The sequence below is a fragment of the Mycolicibacterium neoaurum genome, assembly GCF_036946495.1.
GTDB classification, from domain to species: domain Bacteria; phylum Actinomycetota; class Actinomycetes; order Mycobacteriales; family Mycobacteriaceae; genus Mycobacterium; species Mycobacterium neoaurum_B.
Window position 1 is genome coordinate 21,753 of record NZ_JAQIIX010000002.1, and the last position, 16,327, is coordinate 38,079.

The following is a 16,327-nucleotide window of genomic DNA, read 5'->3' on the forward strand; positions in this document are numbered from 1 at the left end:
CCGGTGACATCGGCGCCATCGCAACGCCGGATATCCTTGGACGTCGTATGTCTGTCACCCAGAAGAATCCCGTTCGCATGCGCGTCTTTCCCACCCTCACCCAACAGCTCTACCGGCTCGCCAGCGGCGCCACGACCTCCGAAGAACTAGTACGCCAGTCCCTGACCGCCATCGAGGCCAGCCAGCCCCGCCTGAACGCATTCCGGGTCGTGCTCAGCGAACAGGCCCTCGCCGACGCCGTCGAAGCCGACCGCAAACGCGCTGCCGGACAACATCTTCCACTCTTGGGCATTCCGATCGCGGTCAAGGATGACGTGGATGTCGCCGGCGTGCCGACCCGGTTCGGGACCGTCGGCAACCCGCCGCCCGCCACCGCCGACGCCGAGGTGGTACGCCGACTGCGGGCGGCCGGGGCGGTCATCGTCGGCAAGACCAACACCTGCGAACTGGGCCAGTGGCCGTTCACCAGCGGCCCCGGCTTCGGACATACCGCCAACCCGTGGTCACCGCGGCACAGCCCCGGCGGATCCTCCGGCGGCAGCGCCGCCGCCGTGGCGGCGGGCCTTGTCACCGCGGCCATCGGCTCCGACGGCGCGGGCAGTGTGCGCATCCCAGCGGCCTGGACCCATCTGGTGGGCATCAAGCCACAGCGTGGCCGGATATCCACCTGGCCGCTGCCCGAGGCGTTCAACGGCATCACCGTCAACGGCGTGTTGGCCCGCACCGTCACCGATGCCGCCATCGTGCTGGACGCCGCGTCCGGCAACGCCGACGGCGATCTGCACAAACCGGCTCCAGTGCGGGTGTCCGACCATGTCGGCCGGGCGCCGGGCGCGCTGCGGGTGGCGGTGTCCACCGCCCTGCCGTTCACCTTCTTCCGGTCCACGCTGCATCCGGAGATCCGCGCGGCCCTGCACCGCGTCGCAGGACAACTCGAACAGCTCGGCCATCACACCGTCCGAGCGGACCCGGACTACCACCTCAAGATGTCGTGGAACTTCCTGGCCCGCTCCACCGCGGGCTTGGTCGAGTGGTCCCAGCGGCTGGGCTCCGATGTCGAGCTGGACAAGCGCACCCTCAGCAATATCCGCACCGGATGGGCGCTCTCCCAGAACACCCTGCGCAAGGCGCGCGCGGCCGAGGCCGAGACCCAGCGCCGCATCGGCTGGATCTTCAACATCGCCGATGTCGTGCTCGCCCCTACCACCGCTCAGCCCCCGCCACTGGTCGACGAGTACGACGATCGCGGTCCGCTGGCCACCGACCGGGCCATGATCCGCGCCTGCCCCGCGACCTGGCCGTGGAATCTGCTCGGCTGGCCCTCGATCAACATCCCCGCCGGATTCACCGCCGACGGTCTGCCCATCGGGGTCCAGCTGATGGGACCGGCCGACAGCGAACCGTTGCTGATCTCGCTGGCCGGTCAGCTCGAGGCGGTGAACGGCTGGATGGCCCAGCAGCCCGAACCGTGGTGGCAGGAGTAGGCGCTCACGTAATGTGCTCGTTCATGTCGTCGTTGCTGCCGTCGCCGCTGTTGATGTCGTCACGCCGCTGGGTGACCGCCCTGCCGGTGGTCGCACTGGCCGTCGGGCCGGTGCTGACCGCACCGGCCGCCCACGCCGACAACCGTCGCCTCAACGACGGCGTGGTCGCCAACGTCTACACCGTTCAGCACCAGGCCGGTTGCACCAATGATGTCAAGATCAACCCGAAGCTGCGGCTGGCCGCGCAGTGGCACACCAACGATGTGCTGAACAACCGAGCGCTGAACGCCGATATCGGTTCCGACGGCACGACGGTCGCCGACCGCGCCCGCAATGCCGGGTACGCCGGTGCGGTGGCCGAGACGGTGGCGATCAACCCGGCGTTGGCGATCAGCGGTATCGAGCTGATCAACCAGTGGTATCACCGGCCCGACTACTACGCGATCATGGCCGATTGCACCAACGTCGATATCGGCGTGTGGTCGGAGAGCGTCCTGGACCGCACCGTGGTGGTCGCGGTGTACGGCAAGGGTGACGGCGCGCCGCCGGTGCCCTCGAACATCCGTGACTTCGGGCAGGTTCCGGGCTGGACGCCCTGAGGCTCAGAACCCCAGGCGGCCGAGCTGTTTGGGATCACGCTGCCAGTTCTTGGCGACCTTGACCCGTAGCTCCAGGAACACCTTGGTACCCAACAGCTTCTCGATCTGGTGACGGGCCGCGGTACCGACCTCGCGCAATCGCGCCCCGCCCTTGCCGATCACGATGCCCTTCTGGCTGTCCCGTTCGACGTAGAGGATGGCGCGCACATCCAGCAGCGGGTCGTCCTCGGGCCGTCCCTCGCGTTCCTCGACCTCGTCGATGACGACGGCCAGTGAGTGCGGTAGCTCGTCGCGCACCCCCTCGAGCGCGGCCTCACGGATCAGCTCGGCCATCAGGACTTCCTCGGGTTCGTCGGTCAGCTCGCCGTCGGGGTAGAACGCCGGCCCCGGTTCCAGATGGGAGACCAGCACATCAGTGAGGACGTCGATCTGCTGCCCGGCGGTCGCCGAGACCGGGACGATATCGACGGCCTTGGCGCCGAACTCCTCCTGCACGGCGATCAGTTGCTCAGCCACCTTCTCCCGGGACACCTTGTCGGTCTTGGTGACCACCACGATCAGCGTGGTCCGCGGCGCGACAGCGCAGATCTGTTCGAAGATCCAGCGGTCGCCGGGACCGATGCCCTCGTCGGCGGGGATGCAGAAGCCGATCACGTCGACCTCCGAGTAGGTGTCCTTCACCAGCTCGTTGAGCCGCTTCCCGAGCAGGGTGCGCGGCCGGTGCAGGCCGGGGGTGTCGACGAGGACGATCTGGAAGTTCTCCCGGTGCACGATGCCGCGGATGGTGTGCCGGGTGGTCTGCGGCCGATTGGAGGTGATGGCCACCTTCTGCCCCACCAGCGCGTTGGTCAGGGTGGACTTGCCGGTGTTGGGGCGACCGACGAAACAGACGAAACCGGACCGGAATTCGTCGCTCACCGGGACTCCAGCGGGGCGCCCGCGCGGTCGGTGACGATGACGGCGGCACCGGGCGACAGCTCTGTCACCGCGGCGATACCGGCGTCCTCGGCCGAGCCGCCGACCAGCACCGCGGCCTCGAATCCCGCGGCACCGCTGGACACCGCTGCGGCCACCGCGGCCTGCAACGCGGTCAGCTGCAACGCCGCCAGCCGGACCGGCGCGCCGGCATAGGTCCGGCCGTCCAGGTCCCGCACCGCAGCGCCCTCGGGCGCCTCGGCGCGGCCCATCGCCCCGCGCGCCAGCGTCACCAGCTTGGCGTCCTCGTCCTGCACAGTCATGTACCGCTCTCCTCGCTGGGGCTGGGTTCCTCGGGACTGATCAACACGGTGCCGACGCGCACCCGGCCACGATGGTCCGGCCCGCCCTCGGCGCGCAACCGCAGCCCGTTCCAGCTGACCTGTGCACCTGGCAACGGCACCCGGCCCAACTCATGGGCCAGCAGACCGCCGACGGTGTCGACCTCCAGGTCCTCGTCGATGCGCAGATCATCGTAGAGCTCGGTGAGGTCCTCGATCGGCACCCGTGCCGACACCCGGAAGGTGCTGTCCCCCAGCTCCTCCCAAGGCGCCACTTCACCGGCGTCATACTCGTCGTTGATCTCCCCGACGATCTCCTCCAGCACATCCTCGATGGTGACCAAACCGGCGATGGCACCGTACTCGTCGACCAGCAGGGCCATGTGATTTCGGTCGCGCTGCATTTCCCGCAGCAGGGTGTCCAGCGGTTTGGAGTCGGGCACGAATACCGCGGGACGCATCAGATCGGCGACCCGGATGTCCATCCTGGCGCGTTCCAGCCGGGTCTGCTGGACCAGATCCTTGAGGTAGATGACACCGACGACATCATCGACGTTCTCCCCGATGACCGGCAGACGGGAATGCCCACTGCGCACCGCCAGCGAGGTCGCCTGGGCCACGGTCTTGTCGCTCTCGATCCACACCATCTCGGTGCGCGGCACCATCACCTCGCGTGCCGGAGTGTCACCGAGTTCGAACACCGACTGGATCATCCGGCGCTCGTCATCGGCCACCACGCCGCGCTGCTGTGCCAGATCGACCACCTCACGCAGCTCGATTTCGGAGGCGAACGGGCCGTTGCGGAATCCGCGTCCCGGAGTGAGCGCGTTACCGATCAGCACCAGCAGTCGGCTCACCGGGGTGAGCAGCACCGAGATCGCGTGCAACGGCAGCGCCGAGGCGAGTGCGATGGTGTAGGCATTCTGCCTACCGACGGTGCGTGGTCCGACACCGATGACCACGAAGCTGACCACCACCATGGTGGCCGCGGCGGTGAACAGGCCCCATTCGACGCCCAGCGGGCCGTCCAGATAGGACACCAGCAGCACGGTGGCGCTCACCTCGCAGGTGATCCGCAGCAGCACAACGAGATTGATGTAGCGGGGTCGGTCGGCCAACACCCGGGCCAACCGCATCGCACCGGGGCGCTCATCGCGCACCATCTCCTCGACCCTGGCCAACGAGGCGGTGCTGATGGCCGCGTCGACGGCCGCGAAGAGTCCGCCCAGCCCGATCAGCAGCACGGCACCGATCAACGGTGCTATCCCGGTCACGGCTGATCGAAGTATCGCGACCCGTCCAGCAGCCGGCGATCCTTCGCGTTCTGCAGATCCTGGCGGTACGCCTCGACCTGGTCGGCCACCCATTCCTCGAGGAGGCGACGCTGCAAGGCGAACATCTCCTTCTCCTCATCGGGTTCGGCATGGTCGTAACCGAGCAGATGCAGCACGCCGTGCACGGTCAGCAGCGCCAGTTCCTGACCCAGCGAGTGCCCGGCCTTCTCGGCCTGCTTGGCGGCGAACTCCGGGCACAGCACGATATCGCCGAGCATCGACGGCCCCGGCTCGGCGGCGTCGGGACGACCGCCGGGCTCCAGCTCGTCCATCGGGAAGCTCATCACATCGGTGGGCCCGGGTAGGTCCATCCAGCGCATGTGCAGATCGGCCATCGCGGTCTCGTCGAGCAGCACCATGGACAGCTCGGCGGCCGGATTGACATCCATCTGAGCGATCACGAATTTCGCGACGCTGATGAGTTCCTGTTCGGAGACGTCGATGCCCGACTCGTTGGAGACTTCGATGCTCATGTCAGTTGTTGTCCGTCATTCATCGTCGCGGCCGACCGGCCGAGGAGCGCCGCTGCGCACGGTTGACCAGATCGGGCTGCCCCTCGTGGCGCGAGTAGGCGTCCACGATCTCCGACACCAGCCGGTGGCGCACCACGTCGGCGCTGGTGAGGCGGCAGAAATGGATATCGTCGATCCCCGCGAGGATGTCCGAGGCGGCCCGCAATCCGGACTGCGCACCACCGGGCAGGTCGACCTGGGTGACGTCACCGGTGACCACCATCTTGGAGCCGAATCCCAGCCGGGTCAGGAACATCTTCATCTGCTCGGGTGTGGTGTTCTGCGCCTCGTCGAGGATGATGAACGCGTCGTTGAGGCTGCGGCCGCGCATGAAGGCCAGCGGCGCGACCTCGATGACCCCGGCCGCCAACAGGTTCGGGATGGCCGCCGGATCCATCATGTCGTGCAGCGCGTCGTAGAGCGGGCGCAGGTACGGGTCAATCTTCTCGGTCAGCGTGCCGGGCAGGAAGCCCAGCCGTTCACCGGCCTCGACCGCGGGCCGGGTCAGGATGATCCGGTTGACATCCTTGGCCTGTAGCGCGGCGACCGCCTTGGCCATCGCCAGGTAGGTCTTGCCGGTGCCTGCGGGCCCGATACCGAAGACGATGGTGTGCGAGTCGATCGCGTCGACATAGTGCTTCTGGTTGAGCGTCTTGGGCCGGATCGTCTTACCGCGCCGGGACAGGATGTCCAGCGTCAAGACCTCGGCCGGGGAGGCATCCGATCCGCCGGTGAGCATCGACACGCTCTGCCTGATCGCATCCGGGGTCAGCGGCTGACCGCGGGTGAGCACCGCGACCAGCTCGCCGACGACCCGCTCGGCCAGCGCCACGTCGGCGGGCTCACCGCTGAAGGTGATGGCATTACCGCGGACATGGATATCGGCGGTGAGCAGTCCTTCCAGGGCACGCAGATTCTCGTCGGCCGAGCCGAGCAGGCCCACGATGGTGTCGGGCGGAACTGTGATGCTGCTTCGTACCGGTCCGGTGATCGGGCCAGCGGTCGTCTCGCGGGGCGTCACGTGGAGTTTCGTGCCTGCTTTCTGGTTTCTCGAATGGTGCTCTGCTGAGTTTACCGCCGGGCACCGACGTGACCCAATGGTTAGTTCTGCAGGTCCCAGCGACTGCTGAGGACACCGATCGCACCGAGCGCGACGGCAGCGGCCGTGGAGGTGCGCAGCACCGACGGGCCGAGCCGCACCGGTTGCGCACCGGCCTCGGTCAACGCGGCCAACTCATCCGGGGCGATCCCACCCTCCGGCCCGATCACCAGCATCAACTCCTCGACACCGGCCGGCAGGGCCTCGGCGATACCGACGCTCGCCGACTCGTGCAGCACCAGGGTCGGGGTTCCGGCGACCCTGGCGAGCAGATCCTTGGTGGACATCATCGCCTCGACGGCCGGGATGCGTGGGCGCCGCGACTGCCGGGCCGCCGCGCGGGCGACCGCCGCCCAGCGAGCCAGGCCCTTGTCGATCTTGGCCGGTGATTCCCAGCGGGCCACGCAGCGACCGGCCTGCCAGGCCAGGAAGGCGTCCGCGCCGGCCTCGGTGGCCAGTTCGACCGCCAGTTCGGAACGCTCGGACTTGGGCAACGCCTGCACGACGGTCACCAGCGGCCGTGCCCGCGCCACCTCGGCGACGGCCAGCACCCGGGCCGCTAACCGGCCCTTGGCAACCTCCTCGACGACGACATGCGCGAGGGTGCCTGCACCGTCGCTGAGATCGAGTTCCTCGCCGACGCGGGTGCGCCGCACGGTGGCCGCGTGATGACCCTCGTCACCGTCGACCACCGCCAGTGCTCCGACATCGGGCAGCGCGTCGACGTAGAACAGACTCCGCATCGCAGCTCAGACCGCCGGATTCGGCTCGGTCACCGACCGGAGAAGGTCTCGCGCAGCCGGCTGAACAGCCCGCCGGCTGCACCGGCGGCCGAACCGTTGGCCGACTTCACCTCCGCCACATCACGCGAGCGGTGTTCCTTGAGCTTGGTCAGCAGCTCGGTATCGGTGTGGTCGAGCCTGGTCGGGATCAACACCTCGACATGGGCGTGCAGGTTGCCGCGCACCCCCGAGCGCAGATGCGGCATGCCGTGCCCGCGCAGGGTCGTCACCGCGCCAGGCTGGGTGCCCGCCGGGATCTCCAGCTCGATCGGGCCGTCGAGGATGGCGTCGACGGTGACCGTCGTCCCCAGCGCCGCATCGAACATCGGCACGGTGACCGTGCAGTGCAGATCATCACCATCACGGACGAACACCTCGTGCTGTTGTTCGTGCACCTCGACATAGAGGTCGCCCGCGGGGCCACCGCCGGGGCCGACCTCACCCTGGGCGGCCAACCGCACCCGCATCGCGTCGCCGACGCCTGCCGGAATCTTGACGCTGATCTCGCGGCGGGCCTGCACACGACCGTCACCACCGCAGCGATGGCACGGATCCGGGATGGTCTCGCCGACGCCGCCGCAGACCGGGCACGGCCGCGACGTCATGACCTGACCCAGCAGTGAACGCTGCACGGTCTGCACCTCACCCTGACCGTGGCAGGTGCCGCAGGTCTGGGGCTTGGAATTGCCGTGGGTGCCCTTGCCCTGGCACAGATCGCACAACACCGCCGTGTCGACGGTGACCTGCTTGGTCACCCCGGTCGCGCATTCGGCCAGTGTCAGGCGCATCCGCAGCAGCGAGTCCGAGCCGGGACGGACCCGGCCGATCGGTCCTCGTGAGCCGGCGCCGCCGCCGAAGAAGGCCTCGAAGACATCGCCGAGGCCGCCGAAACCACCGGCGAATCCGCCACCGCCGGCGGCCGCGTTCTCCATCGGATCACCGCCGAGGTCGACGATGCGGCGCTTCTCCGGATCGGAGAGCACCTCGTAGGCGACCTGGATCTCGGTGAACCGCGCCTGCGCCGCCTCATCGGGATTGACATCGGGATGCAGTTCACGGGCCAGCTTGCGGTAGGCGCGCTTGATCTCCGAATCACTGGCGCCCTTGCTCACACCGAGCAGGCCGTAATAATCGCGTGCCACGCTTGAAACCTCTCTCGTACCGCCATCGGCGGTATGCCACTGCTGTTGACGCCCCGACTATCGGGTGCCCAGAACTTCACCTATGTAGAGAGCAACTGCGGCGACGTTGGCGATCGTTCCCGGATAGTCCATCCGTGTGGGACCGACCACACCCATACCGCCGAACACCTTGCCCGAGCTGCCGTAGGTGGTGCTGACCACCGACGTCCCCAGCATCTGCTCGGCCTCGGTCTCATGCCCGATACGCACGGTGACCTTACCGGCCTCCTGCTGCGCCGCGAGCAGCCGCAGCACCACCACCTGCTCTTCCAGTGCCTCCAGCACCGAGCGCAGGGAGCCACCGAAGTCCGCGGTGTTGCGGGTGAGATTGGCGGTGCCGCCCAGCAGCAGGCGCTCCTCGGTGTGTTCGACGAGGGTTTCCACCAGCACCGTGGCGGCCCGGCCCACCGCGTCACCGAGGCCGCCGTGACCGTCGAGGGTGCTCGCCAGATCGGCCACCGCCACCGAGGCCGCCGACAGCGGCTTGCCCTCCAGCGCCCCGCCGAGACGCTCGCGCAGCTGGGACAGCTGATGATCGTCGATGGCATCGCCCAACTCGACCACCCGCTGATCGACGCGGCCACTGTCGGTGATGACCACCAGCAGCAGCTTGGCCGGTGTCAGCGCCACGACCTCGAGGTGGCGGACCGTCGATGTCGACAGCGTCGGGTACTGGATGATGGCCACCTGCCGGGTGAGCTGGGCCAGCAGTCGGACCGCACGGCGCAACACGTCGTCGAGGTCCACCCCGCTTTCCAGAAAGCTCAGGATCGCCCGGCGCTCGGCGGCCGACATCGGCTTCACATCGTCGATACGGTCGACGAACTCCCGGTAGCCCTTCTCGGTGGGCACCCGGCCGGAACTGGTGTGCGGCTGGGTGATGTACCCCTCGGCTTCCAGCACGGCCATGTCGTTGCGGACCGTGGCACTCGATACGCCGAGGTTGTGGCGTTCCACAAGCGTCTTGGATCCGATCGGCTCCTTGGTGGCGACGAAGTCGGCGACGATGGCTCGCAATACCTCGAAGCGACGGTCATCGGCACTACCCATACATTCACCTCCGAAAGTTCACCTGTTCGTACCCTCGATGAGGGCCGGTCATGCCGCTATTTTACGGGCATCAACTGCACGGATTCGCGGCGACGGCCGGGTACCCCGGATTTCGCTGCGGGTATGTGGTTGACAAGGCAAAGACATTGCCGACATCGCCGGTCGTTTGCGATTAACCTCACCTTCATGGGAGACCGCCGGTGATCTTCAAAGGTGTCCGCGACGGAAAGCCGTATCCCGAACACGGCCTGTCCTACCGGCAGTGGGCGCAGATCCCGCCCCGGCAGATCCGGCTCGACGAGTTGGTGACCACGACCACCGTGTTGGCCCTGGATCGGTTGCTGTCGGAGGACTCCACGTTCTACGGCGATCTGTTCCCGCACGCCGTGCGCTGGCAGGGAATCATCTACCTCGAGGACGGGCTGCACCGCGCCGTGCGCGCCGCATTGCGCAACCGGACCGTCTTGCATGCACGCGTCTACGACATGGACGACCCGTTGCCGGCCTGACCGAACCTGCTCAGCAGGTAACCCGCCGTCATCAACTGCCAGGCGAAGATCGGGTACACGGCCGCGCGTTCCCACGCCCCGGTCGGTGCCGCACCGAGCACGGTGACTGCCAGACATGCCAGCCCGGTGAGGCCGAGCAGTCCCGAGGTGCCGCGGTACCACCGCGGGGCTGACCACCCGGCGCCGGTCAGGGCCGCGGCATTACCGCCGATGATCGCCAACCCCGCGCCGATGACATGCCAGGTGTTGCCCTGCCCGCTGTGCACGATCGCGATCGTGATGTTGCCGATCCCGTTGGCCGCCGCGAACGCGCAGAACCAGCGGCGCCGCCGCCATCGGTGGGTGGCCAGCAGGGCCGCCACGGCGAAACAGAGACCCTGCAAGGCGAACGCCGCGTTCATCCACCCCGCGCGTGGTGAGACGGCCGGGTTGCCCAGGGTGCTGATGTAGTCCGCGTCGTAGCGGTATCCCGGCAGCGCCGCGGCGGCCAGCGCCTCGGCCGCGAAGTATCCGCCGGCCCCGAGGGTCCACAGCGCCGCGGCCGACCTCACCCTTTTGCCGGCGAGCAGACTCATGTACCCCTTATTGCCCACCTTTGCGGGGGTACATGCGTCTCTTCGCGGGAGAAAGGTGACCGTCAGGACATGGCGTCGCGCAGGCTCTTGGGCCGCAGGTCGTTCCAGTTCTCCTCGACATAGGCCAGGCAGTCGGCGCGGGTGCTCTCCCCGAACACCACCCGCCAGCCCGCGGGCACATCGGCGAACGTCGGCCAGAGGCTGTACTGCTCTTCGTCGTTGATCAGCACGAAGAAGACGCCGTCCTCGTCATCGAATGGATTGTTGCTCATGGGCTTTCCTCCTGTTGTCGGTCTGTGCTGCGGGGGTGGCGAAAAGGTCGGATCCCAGTACCCGGTCGGATAACCGGCCCAGGCAGCTGAGGTTGGGGAATCCGGGGCCCTGGGTCAACCCGGCGAGTCCGGGCAGGAACAACTTCGGGTCGACATCGTCGACCGACAGGTCATAACCGATGGCCTCGGCGATGCTGTCGGGTGTCAGCGGTCCGCCCAGTCCGAGCTCCAACACGTCGAGCGCCTCCTGTCGCAGCAGCGGGACGAACCACATGGCGTTGGCGCCGGACCCGTCGATGACCAGGTCGAAACCGTGCACCGTCTCCAGTCGCTCGCCGCCGCGGTCGGTCTGCAAGGTGAGGCGGATCCGCTCGTCGCGGGCGACGGCATGCGCGACTCGTCCGCGCAGGTGCCGGATCCTGTCATCGGCCAACAGCGCGTCCTGCACCCGCACCGAGAACACCCCCCGGTCGGTGCGGTTCATCGCATCGCGTTTCTCGGCAGGTGTCAGCCCGGCCCAGTGGATCGGATCGGAGTACAGCGAGTTCTCGAAGAAGCCCTCACCGCGGGTGAACAGCGTGACCTGCGGTGAGATCACCGTGATGGTCGAAACCCGGTGCCGGAAAAGCTCGTCGAGCATGGTGCCTGCCGTCTCGCCTCCGCCGATGACGGCGACGCGATCGGCCGAGATGAGCTCGTTCTGAGCGGCCCGGTGCCAGAACTGCGCGATCGAGAGCACCCGCGGATTGCCCGGCAGTAGAGACCGCTCGGCCTGCCCTGGACCGGTGATCATCAGCGCGTCGGCATGCACGACGCCCTCGCGGGTGCCCAGCTCCCAACGGATCGCGTCGTCGGTGTCCTGCAGCCCGATCTCGGTCACATCGCCGGTGCGCACCCGCATCCCGATATTGCTCGCCACCCACGTCAGGTACTGACTCCATCGTTTGTGCGTCGGCGCCGGCCTGCCACGGTCGATCCATTCGGCGAACTGCCCCGTCGAGACGAGATAGGACTGCCAGCTGTGCCGCATCATCCGCTCGTCGAGTTCAGCGTTGCGTCGCGCGACGAGTGCGGATTGATACGGGAAACCGATGTCCTTCTCCGGTCCCGTGCCCAGCCGGTGCTGGCCGTCGGTCCAGCCGCCGGCCGCCTGCCAGTTGGCCGCCACCGCGGTGCGCTCGATCGCCACCACCTCGGGGGCGGGCACACCCATCGCCCGCAGCTCGGCGGCCTTGGCCGCCACCGCGATGGCCTTCACCCCGGCACCGATGACGGCAAGGGTCTTGGTCATGAGATCACCTCGTTCAGAGCTTCCTGCCACAGCGCCTGCAGCGTCGCGACGTCATCGGCGGTGAAGATGTCGGGCAGTGTGCGCCATTGGGTTCCGAGCACGGGCTCCCCGTCCTTCTCGACCATCAGCACGTTGAGCGTGATCTCGTGGCGGATGGCCACATTCGGCTCGGGGATCCGGGATACCTCGTTGAGCAGTGCCCGGTCGACCGTGAGCGCCGATCGACCGGGCACCTGGCGCAGCCGGCCGAGATAGTTCAGCAGCACCTGCGGTTCGCGGTGGCCGCCGAGGCGTTCACCGGTATCGGTGCGCAGATATCGCAACAGCGCATAGTCGATCCCGTCACCGGGTATGGCCGCCAGCTCGGCGGCCACCCCGATGGCGTCCCGAGAGGACAACCGCACCGGGTAGATGGCGCTGAGCAATCCGACGGTATCGCCGGTGTCGATCTGGCGGTGCTCGTCGGCCAGCCCTTCCGATACGGCGATATCCGCTCTGCCGTGGGTCTCGATGGCCAACAGCGGTGTGCCCTGGGCAGTTTCGCGCTGGCGCCACCATTCGGTGATCATGCGTGCGGTCGCCGCCGCCAGCACCTCGGTCACCCCGACCGGAGCCGCCAGCACCCGCGCGGTGAGCGCCCTGCCGACGAAGACCATGCTGATCTCGGCGTCGGCGGCCCGGTCGGTGTCCGGACAGACCCTCCGGGCACCCAGATCGGGATCGGGGCCCTCGAGCTGACGTTCCCAGAAATCGCAGGTGTCCAGTTTCAACGCGCGCTCGGCCAGCAGCCTCGACCAACGCCGCAGCGAGGTGTGCTCGCGGACCGGCGCCGGATTGTGATCGGCAGCCAATGCGTGCCAACCGGTTTCCAGTTCACCCAGCACGATCTGCCAGGACGCGGGATCCATCGCCAGCACATGCGCGGTCAACACCAGGACCTCGGCACCGCTGTCATGGTGCAGCCAGACCGCGTCGAACAACACTCCGCTTTCGGGATCGAGCCGCTGGATCGAGGAGTCGGTGTGCTCGGCGACGGCCGCTGCCAGATCACCGGTCACCCGGGCCTCGGTGAGCAGATCCCGCTCACGCGGCTGTTCGACCAGACTCATCGTGGCCCGGTCGAGTCGGCATCGGAGCACCTGGTGACCGTCGACCACATTGCCCAGCAACAGCTCCAGGCGCTCCCGGGTGACCTCGGCGGGCAGCCGGATCGCCTCGGTCTGGGCCAGTCGGCGGGCGTCTCCGTGCGCCAGCAGCCAGTGTGCCGCGGGCAACAGCGGGATCACTCCGGTGTCGTCGGTGTCCACCGGATCACCGACGATATCGCTGTCGACGGCGCTCGCCAGCTCACGCACGGTCGCACATTCCAGCATCAGCCTGGCCCGCAGCGGAATTCCGCGCCGGCGCACCGCCTGCACCACCGACAACGCCACGATGCTGTCCAGTCCCAGATCCAGGAAGTCGGCGTTGACGTCGACCACTCGGGCATCGAGCAGATCCCCGAGCACCTCGGCGATCGCGATCTCCGTCTCGGTGCTCGGCGCGGCGAACTCCGCAGCCACCCCGACACCGCGATCGGCGTCGAGTGCGGCCAGTGCCCGGTCATCGACCTTCCCGTGGGCGGTCAACGGGATCTCATCGACATCGATGATGTGATGCGGGACAAGGTACTTGGGTAGCGTCGCGGTGAGCATCCTGCGCAGTTCCGAGGTGGCCACCTCGGACACCACATACGCCGTCAGCCGCGGACCGCTGCGATGCCTGCGCACCGCGACATGGGCGTGGTGCACCTCGGGGTGGCGGTAGAGCGCGGCCACCACCTCACCGGGCTCCACCCGGAAACCGCGGATCTTGACCTGGTCATCGCTGCGCCCCAGATACTGCAGCGCCCCCGACCCCGGTAGGCGGCGCACCACATCGCCGGTGCGGTAAATCCGCCCGCCAGGATGTACCGGGTCGGCGACGAACCGGGCCGCGGTTTCCCCTGGCCTACCGAGATATCCGCGGGTGAGCTGCGCACCGCTGAGGTACAGCTCGCCGGCCACTCCGTCGGGAACGGCCCGCAGCCAGGAGTCCAGCACATGGACGGCGCTCGTCGCGGTCGGCCCGCCGATGCACGGTTGCGGGTGGTCAGCAATCGCGGCCACCACGGCCTCGACGGTGGTCTCGGTAGGCCCGTAACAGTTGTGCGCGCGCATCCCGGTGCGCTCGCATTCGGTGCGGATGCCCTGCCACGCGGCGGTGTCGATGTTCTCACCGCCGAGGGCGAGCACGGCCAACGGCACGGTCGACAGCAAGCCGGCGGCGCGCAGCTGGCTGAACATCGACGGGGTGGTGTCGATCATGTCGACGCCGAACCTGCCGATCTCGGCGACCAGCGCCTCGGCATCGCGTTGCACGGACGAGCTGATGATGTGGACGCAGTGTCCCTCGAAGAGCGCCACCAGTGGCTGCCACGCCGCATCGAAGGTGAACGACCACGCGTGCGCGATCCGCAGATCGCGACCGAGCCGATCCCGCGCGGGGCGCAGCATCCGGGTCGCGTGGTCCGCGCCGTAGGCGAGAACTGCGTGGTGGGTTCCGATGACGCCCTTGGGTTTTCCGGTGGTACCCGAGGTGAAGATGATGTAGGCGCCCTGATCGGGGCCGACTGCCGCGGCGACCGCGGTGGCGGCGAGATCGCCCACACCTGCCAGCAGGGCATCGTCGACGACGAGTTCGGCACCGGTCTGAGAGATGATCTCCTGCACGCGTTGCGACGGCATCCCCGGGTCCAGCGGCACGATCACCCCACCGGCCTTGAGCACGGCGAGCATCGCCACCACGTAGTCGGGTCCGCGGGCCAGCAGGATCGGTACGGGCACCTCGGCGCCCACTCCCCTGCGCTGCAGTTCCGCGGCCAAACGGTCGGCGGCGGTATCGAGTTCACGGTAGGTCAGGCTGCCGGAATCCCAGCTGAGGGCGGGCGCGTCGGGCCGCTCGGCAGCGACCGCGGAGATCACACCGTGGATGCCGCCGTCGGCAGGCACGAAGTCTGATTCGGATCCGGACACGTCGACCTCACCGTCGAGGGTGACGGCGATATCGCGCAGCGGACGATCCCAACCGGTGAGCAGCCGCTGAACCACCGCCAGCACCCGCGCGGCGAGGGTCGCGGGGTCGAGCAGACCCAGTGCATCGGCGGTGGTTTCGACGAGCACGGTCAGACGGCCGTCCGTCGGATGCGCGGCGATGGTCACCGGAAAATGCGACAGGCTCTCCAGCGCCGCGGGCCGGATCACCGCGTCGCCCATCACGAGATCGCCGCCACCGACCACGCCACCGGGCGGGAAGTTCTCGTACACCAGCAGGGTGTCGTACAGCTCGCCAATGCCGCCCGCACTGCGCAGTTCGGCGTGACTGAGGTAGCTGTGCTCGCGTAGCTCGGCGGCTTGACGCTGCACCGCAAGGCACTGCCGGCCGACACGCTCGCCGGCGTTCAGGCGGATCCGCAGGGGGACCGTGTTGATGAACAGGCCCACCATCGACTCGACACCGGACAGTTCGTCGGGTCGCCCGGACACCGTCACCCCGAACACCACGTCGTCGCGGTCGGTGAAAGCCGAAAGGATGGTGGCCCATGCCATCTGGAAGAGCGTGCTGACGGTGACACCACGGGCGCGGGCGGCCTCGAACAAGCGCTCGGTGGCCTGCTCGTCGAGTTCGGCCTCGGTGCGCTCGGGCAACCCACCGGCGGTGTCTCCGGACAGCGCCGGGGTCAGCATCGTCGGTCCGTCGAGACCGGCCAGATGAGTGTGCCAGCGTTGTCTGCTGGCCGCCGGGTCCCGTGCGGCCAGCCAGCCGATGTAATCGCGGTACGGTCGGGCCGGAGGCAGCACGGTGGTGTCACCCGCGGCGCCGTAGAGCGCCATGAGCTCACCGACGAACACCGGCAGCGACCAGCCGTCGATGACGATGTGATGGGCGACAACCACGAATCGCCATTGTGCCGCCGGCAGTTCGGCCAGTACGAACCGGATCGCCGGTCCGTGCGCCAGATCGAACGGCCGCGTGCGGGCCTGTAGTTCCACCGCGGCGGCCTCGTCGGCATCGGCGACCACCACGTGCTGCCAGGGCAGGTCGAAGGCCGCAGGGACCACCGCGACCGGTCTGCTGAGGTTTCCCTGGAAGAAGCTGACCCGGATGTTGGGATGGCGCTCCAACATCGCCACGGCGCATGACCGCAGCAATTCGGCGTCCAGGGCACCGGACACGTCGGCGGCCATCGCGATGACGTACGGGTCGGCTCCCGCTTCGCTGCCGGTCAGTCCGGACAGCGAGTACAACCCCTGTTGCAGCGGGCTCAGTGCCATCACGTCGACGATGGCCGGTGCATCACTCATG

Annotated in this window: 15 protein-coding genes; 3 read left to right on the plus strand and 12 right to left on the minus strand. The window is 68.1% G+C overall.

The window, feature by feature from the left end; genetic code table 11:
• Positions 1 to 47: 47 nt before the first annotated feature.
• Complete coding sequence (locus PGN27_RS05640) at positions 48 to 1,484, plus strand: amidase (protein ID WP_335325276.1); 1,437 nt, start codon at positions 48 to 50, stop codon at positions 1,482 to 1,484.
• 53 nt (positions 1,485 to 1,537) lie between these two features.
• Entirely contained in the window at positions 1,538 to 2,083 is a 546-nt protein-coding gene (locus PGN27_RS05645; RefSeq protein ID WP_335328640.1) for a CAP domain-containing protein, read from the plus strand.
• A 3-nt stretch (positions 2,084 to 2,086) separates the two neighbouring features.
• Here PGN27_RS05645 and era read toward each other — a convergent pair whose 3' ends face one another.
• From era to hrcA, 8 genes are all read right to left on the minus strand, one after another.
• Positions 2,087 to 3,001, minus strand: coding sequence for a GTPase Era (gene era / locus PGN27_RS05650; RefSeq protein ID WP_335325277.1), 915 nt, complete (start codon positions 2,999 to 3,001; stop codon positions 2,087 to 2,089).
• On the minus strand, positions 2,998 to 3,321 hold the full coding sequence (locus PGN27_RS05655; protein ID WP_335325278.1) for a cytidine deaminase-like protein: 324 nt from the start codon (positions 3,319 to 3,321) through the stop codon (positions 2,998 to 3,000). Before PGN27_RS05655 ends, era begins: the two co-directional genes overlap by 4 nt.
• Positions 3,318 to 4,613 carry a hemolysin family protein gene (locus tag PGN27_RS05660; RefSeq protein WP_335325279.1) on the minus strand — a complete coding sequence of 432 codons (1,296 nt, stop codon included), beginning with the start codon at positions 4,611 to 4,613 and terminating at the stop codon, positions 3,318 to 3,320. The genes PGN27_RS05655 and PGN27_RS05660 overlap by 4 nt, the downstream gene beginning before the upstream one ends.
• Positions 4,610 to 5,146, minus strand: coding sequence for an rRNA maturation RNase YbeY (gene ybeY, locus PGN27_RS05665; protein WP_335325280.1), 537 nt, complete (start codon positions 5,144 to 5,146; stop codon positions 4,610 to 4,612). Before ybeY ends, PGN27_RS05660 begins: the two co-directional genes overlap by 4 nt.
• Positions 5,147 to 5,165: 19 nt before the next feature.
• Positions 5,166 to 6,206, minus strand: a complete 1,041-nt coding sequence (locus PGN27_RS05670) for a PhoH family protein (protein WP_335325281.1) — start codon at positions 6,204 to 6,206, stop codon at positions 5,166 to 5,168.
• A gap of 80 nt (positions 6,207 to 6,286) precedes the next feature.
• Positions 6,287 to 7,027: a 16S rRNA (uracil(1498)-N(3))-methyltransferase gene (locus tag PGN27_RS05675; RefSeq protein WP_335325282.1), complete on the minus strand. Its 741-nt coding sequence runs from the start codon at positions 7,025 to 7,027 to the stop codon at positions 6,287 to 6,289.
• A gap of 29 nt (positions 7,028 to 7,056) precedes the next feature.
• Complete coding sequence (gene dnaJ, locus PGN27_RS05680; protein ID WP_335325283.1) at positions 7,057 to 8,208, minus strand: molecular chaperone DnaJ; 1,152 nt, start codon at positions 8,206 to 8,208, stop codon at positions 7,057 to 7,059.
• Positions 8,209 to 8,265: 57 nt separating this feature from the next.
• Positions 8,266 to 9,297 carry a heat-inducible transcriptional repressor HrcA gene (hrcA, locus tag PGN27_RS05685; RefSeq protein ID WP_335325284.1) on the minus strand — a complete coding sequence of 344 codons (1,032 nt, stop codon included), beginning with the start codon at positions 9,295 to 9,297 and terminating at the stop codon, positions 8,266 to 8,268.
• Positions 9,298 to 9,497: 200 nt separating this feature from the next.
• Between hrcA and PGN27_RS05690 the strand changes: the two genes are divergently transcribed.
• Positions 9,498 to 9,806 carry a type II toxin-antitoxin system VapB family antitoxin gene (locus tag PGN27_RS05690; RefSeq protein ID WP_030133616.1) on the plus strand — a complete coding sequence of 103 codons (309 nt, stop codon included), beginning with the start codon at positions 9,498 to 9,500 and terminating at the stop codon, positions 9,804 to 9,806.
• Here PGN27_RS05690 and PGN27_RS05695 read toward each other — a convergent pair.
• From PGN27_RS05695 to PGN27_RS05710, 4 genes are all read right to left on the minus strand, one after another.
• Positions 9,776 to 10,381 carry a DUF998 domain-containing protein gene (locus tag PGN27_RS05695; RefSeq protein WP_335325285.1) on the minus strand — a complete coding sequence of 202 codons (606 nt, stop codon included), beginning with the start codon at positions 10,379 to 10,381 and terminating at the stop codon, positions 9,776 to 9,778. The two genes, PGN27_RS05690 and PGN27_RS05695, sit on opposite strands and share 31 nt — an antisense overlap.
• Positions 10,382 to 10,443: 62 nt before the next feature.
• On the minus strand, positions 10,444 to 10,653 hold the full coding sequence (locus PGN27_RS05700; protein ID WP_030133618.1) for an MbtH family protein: 210 nt from the start codon (positions 10,651 to 10,653) through the stop codon (positions 10,444 to 10,446).
• Complete coding sequence (gene mbtG / locus PGN27_RS05705) at positions 10,631 to 11,944, minus strand: NADPH-dependent L-lysine N(6)-monooxygenase MbtG (RefSeq protein ID WP_335325286.1); 1,314 nt, start codon at positions 11,942 to 11,944, stop codon at positions 10,631 to 10,633. The genes PGN27_RS05700 and mbtG overlap by 23 nt, the downstream gene beginning before the upstream one ends.
• Positions 11,941 to 16,326 (minus strand): non-ribosomal peptide synthetase, encoded by a 4,386-nt coding sequence (locus PGN27_RS05710; protein WP_335325287.1) that lies wholly within the window; start codon positions 16,324 to 16,326, stop codon positions 11,941 to 11,943. Before PGN27_RS05710 ends, mbtG begins: the two co-directional genes overlap by 4 nt.
• Between the last annotated feature and the right edge of the window lies 1 nt (position 16,327).

Coding starts and splice junctions, on each gene's coding strand:
- PGN27_RS05640 (WP_335325276.1), top strand. CDS start 48: ATGTCTGTCACCCAGAAGAATCCCGTTCGCATGCGCGTCTTTCCCACC.
- PGN27_RS05645 (WP_335328640.1), top strand. CDS start 1,538: ATGTCGTCACGCCGCTGGGTGACCGCCCTGCCGGTGGTCGCACTGGCC.
- PGN27_RS05655 (WP_335325278.1), bottom strand. CDS start 3,321: ATGACTGTGCAGGACGAGGACGCCAAGCTGGTGACGCTGGCGCGCGGG.
- ybeY (WP_335325280.1), bottom strand. CDS start 5,146: ATGAGCATCGAAGTCTCCAACGAGTCGGGCATCGACGTCTCCGAACAG.
- PGN27_RS05675 (WP_335325282.1), bottom strand. CDS start 7,027: ATGCGGAGTCTGTTCTACGTCGACGCGCTGCCCGATGTCGGAGCACTG.
- hrcA (WP_335325284.1), bottom strand. CDS start 9,297: ATGGGTAGTGCCGATGACCGTCGCTTCGAGGTATTGCGAGCCATCGTC.
- PGN27_RS05695 (WP_335325285.1), bottom strand. CDS start 10,381: ATGAGTCTGCTCGCCGGCAAAAGGGTGAGGTCGGCCGCGGCGCTGTGG.
- PGN27_RS05700 (WP_030133618.1), bottom strand. CDS start 10,653: ATGAGCAACAATCCATTCGATGACGAGGACGGCGTCTTCTTCGTGCTG.
- mbtG (WP_335325286.1), bottom strand. CDS start 11,944: ATGACCAAGACCCTTGCCGTCATCGGTGCCGGGGTGAAGGCCATCGCG.
- PGN27_RS05710 (WP_335325287.1), bottom strand. CDS start 16,326: ATGAGTGATGCACCGGCCATCGTCGACGTGATGGCACTGAGCCCGCTG.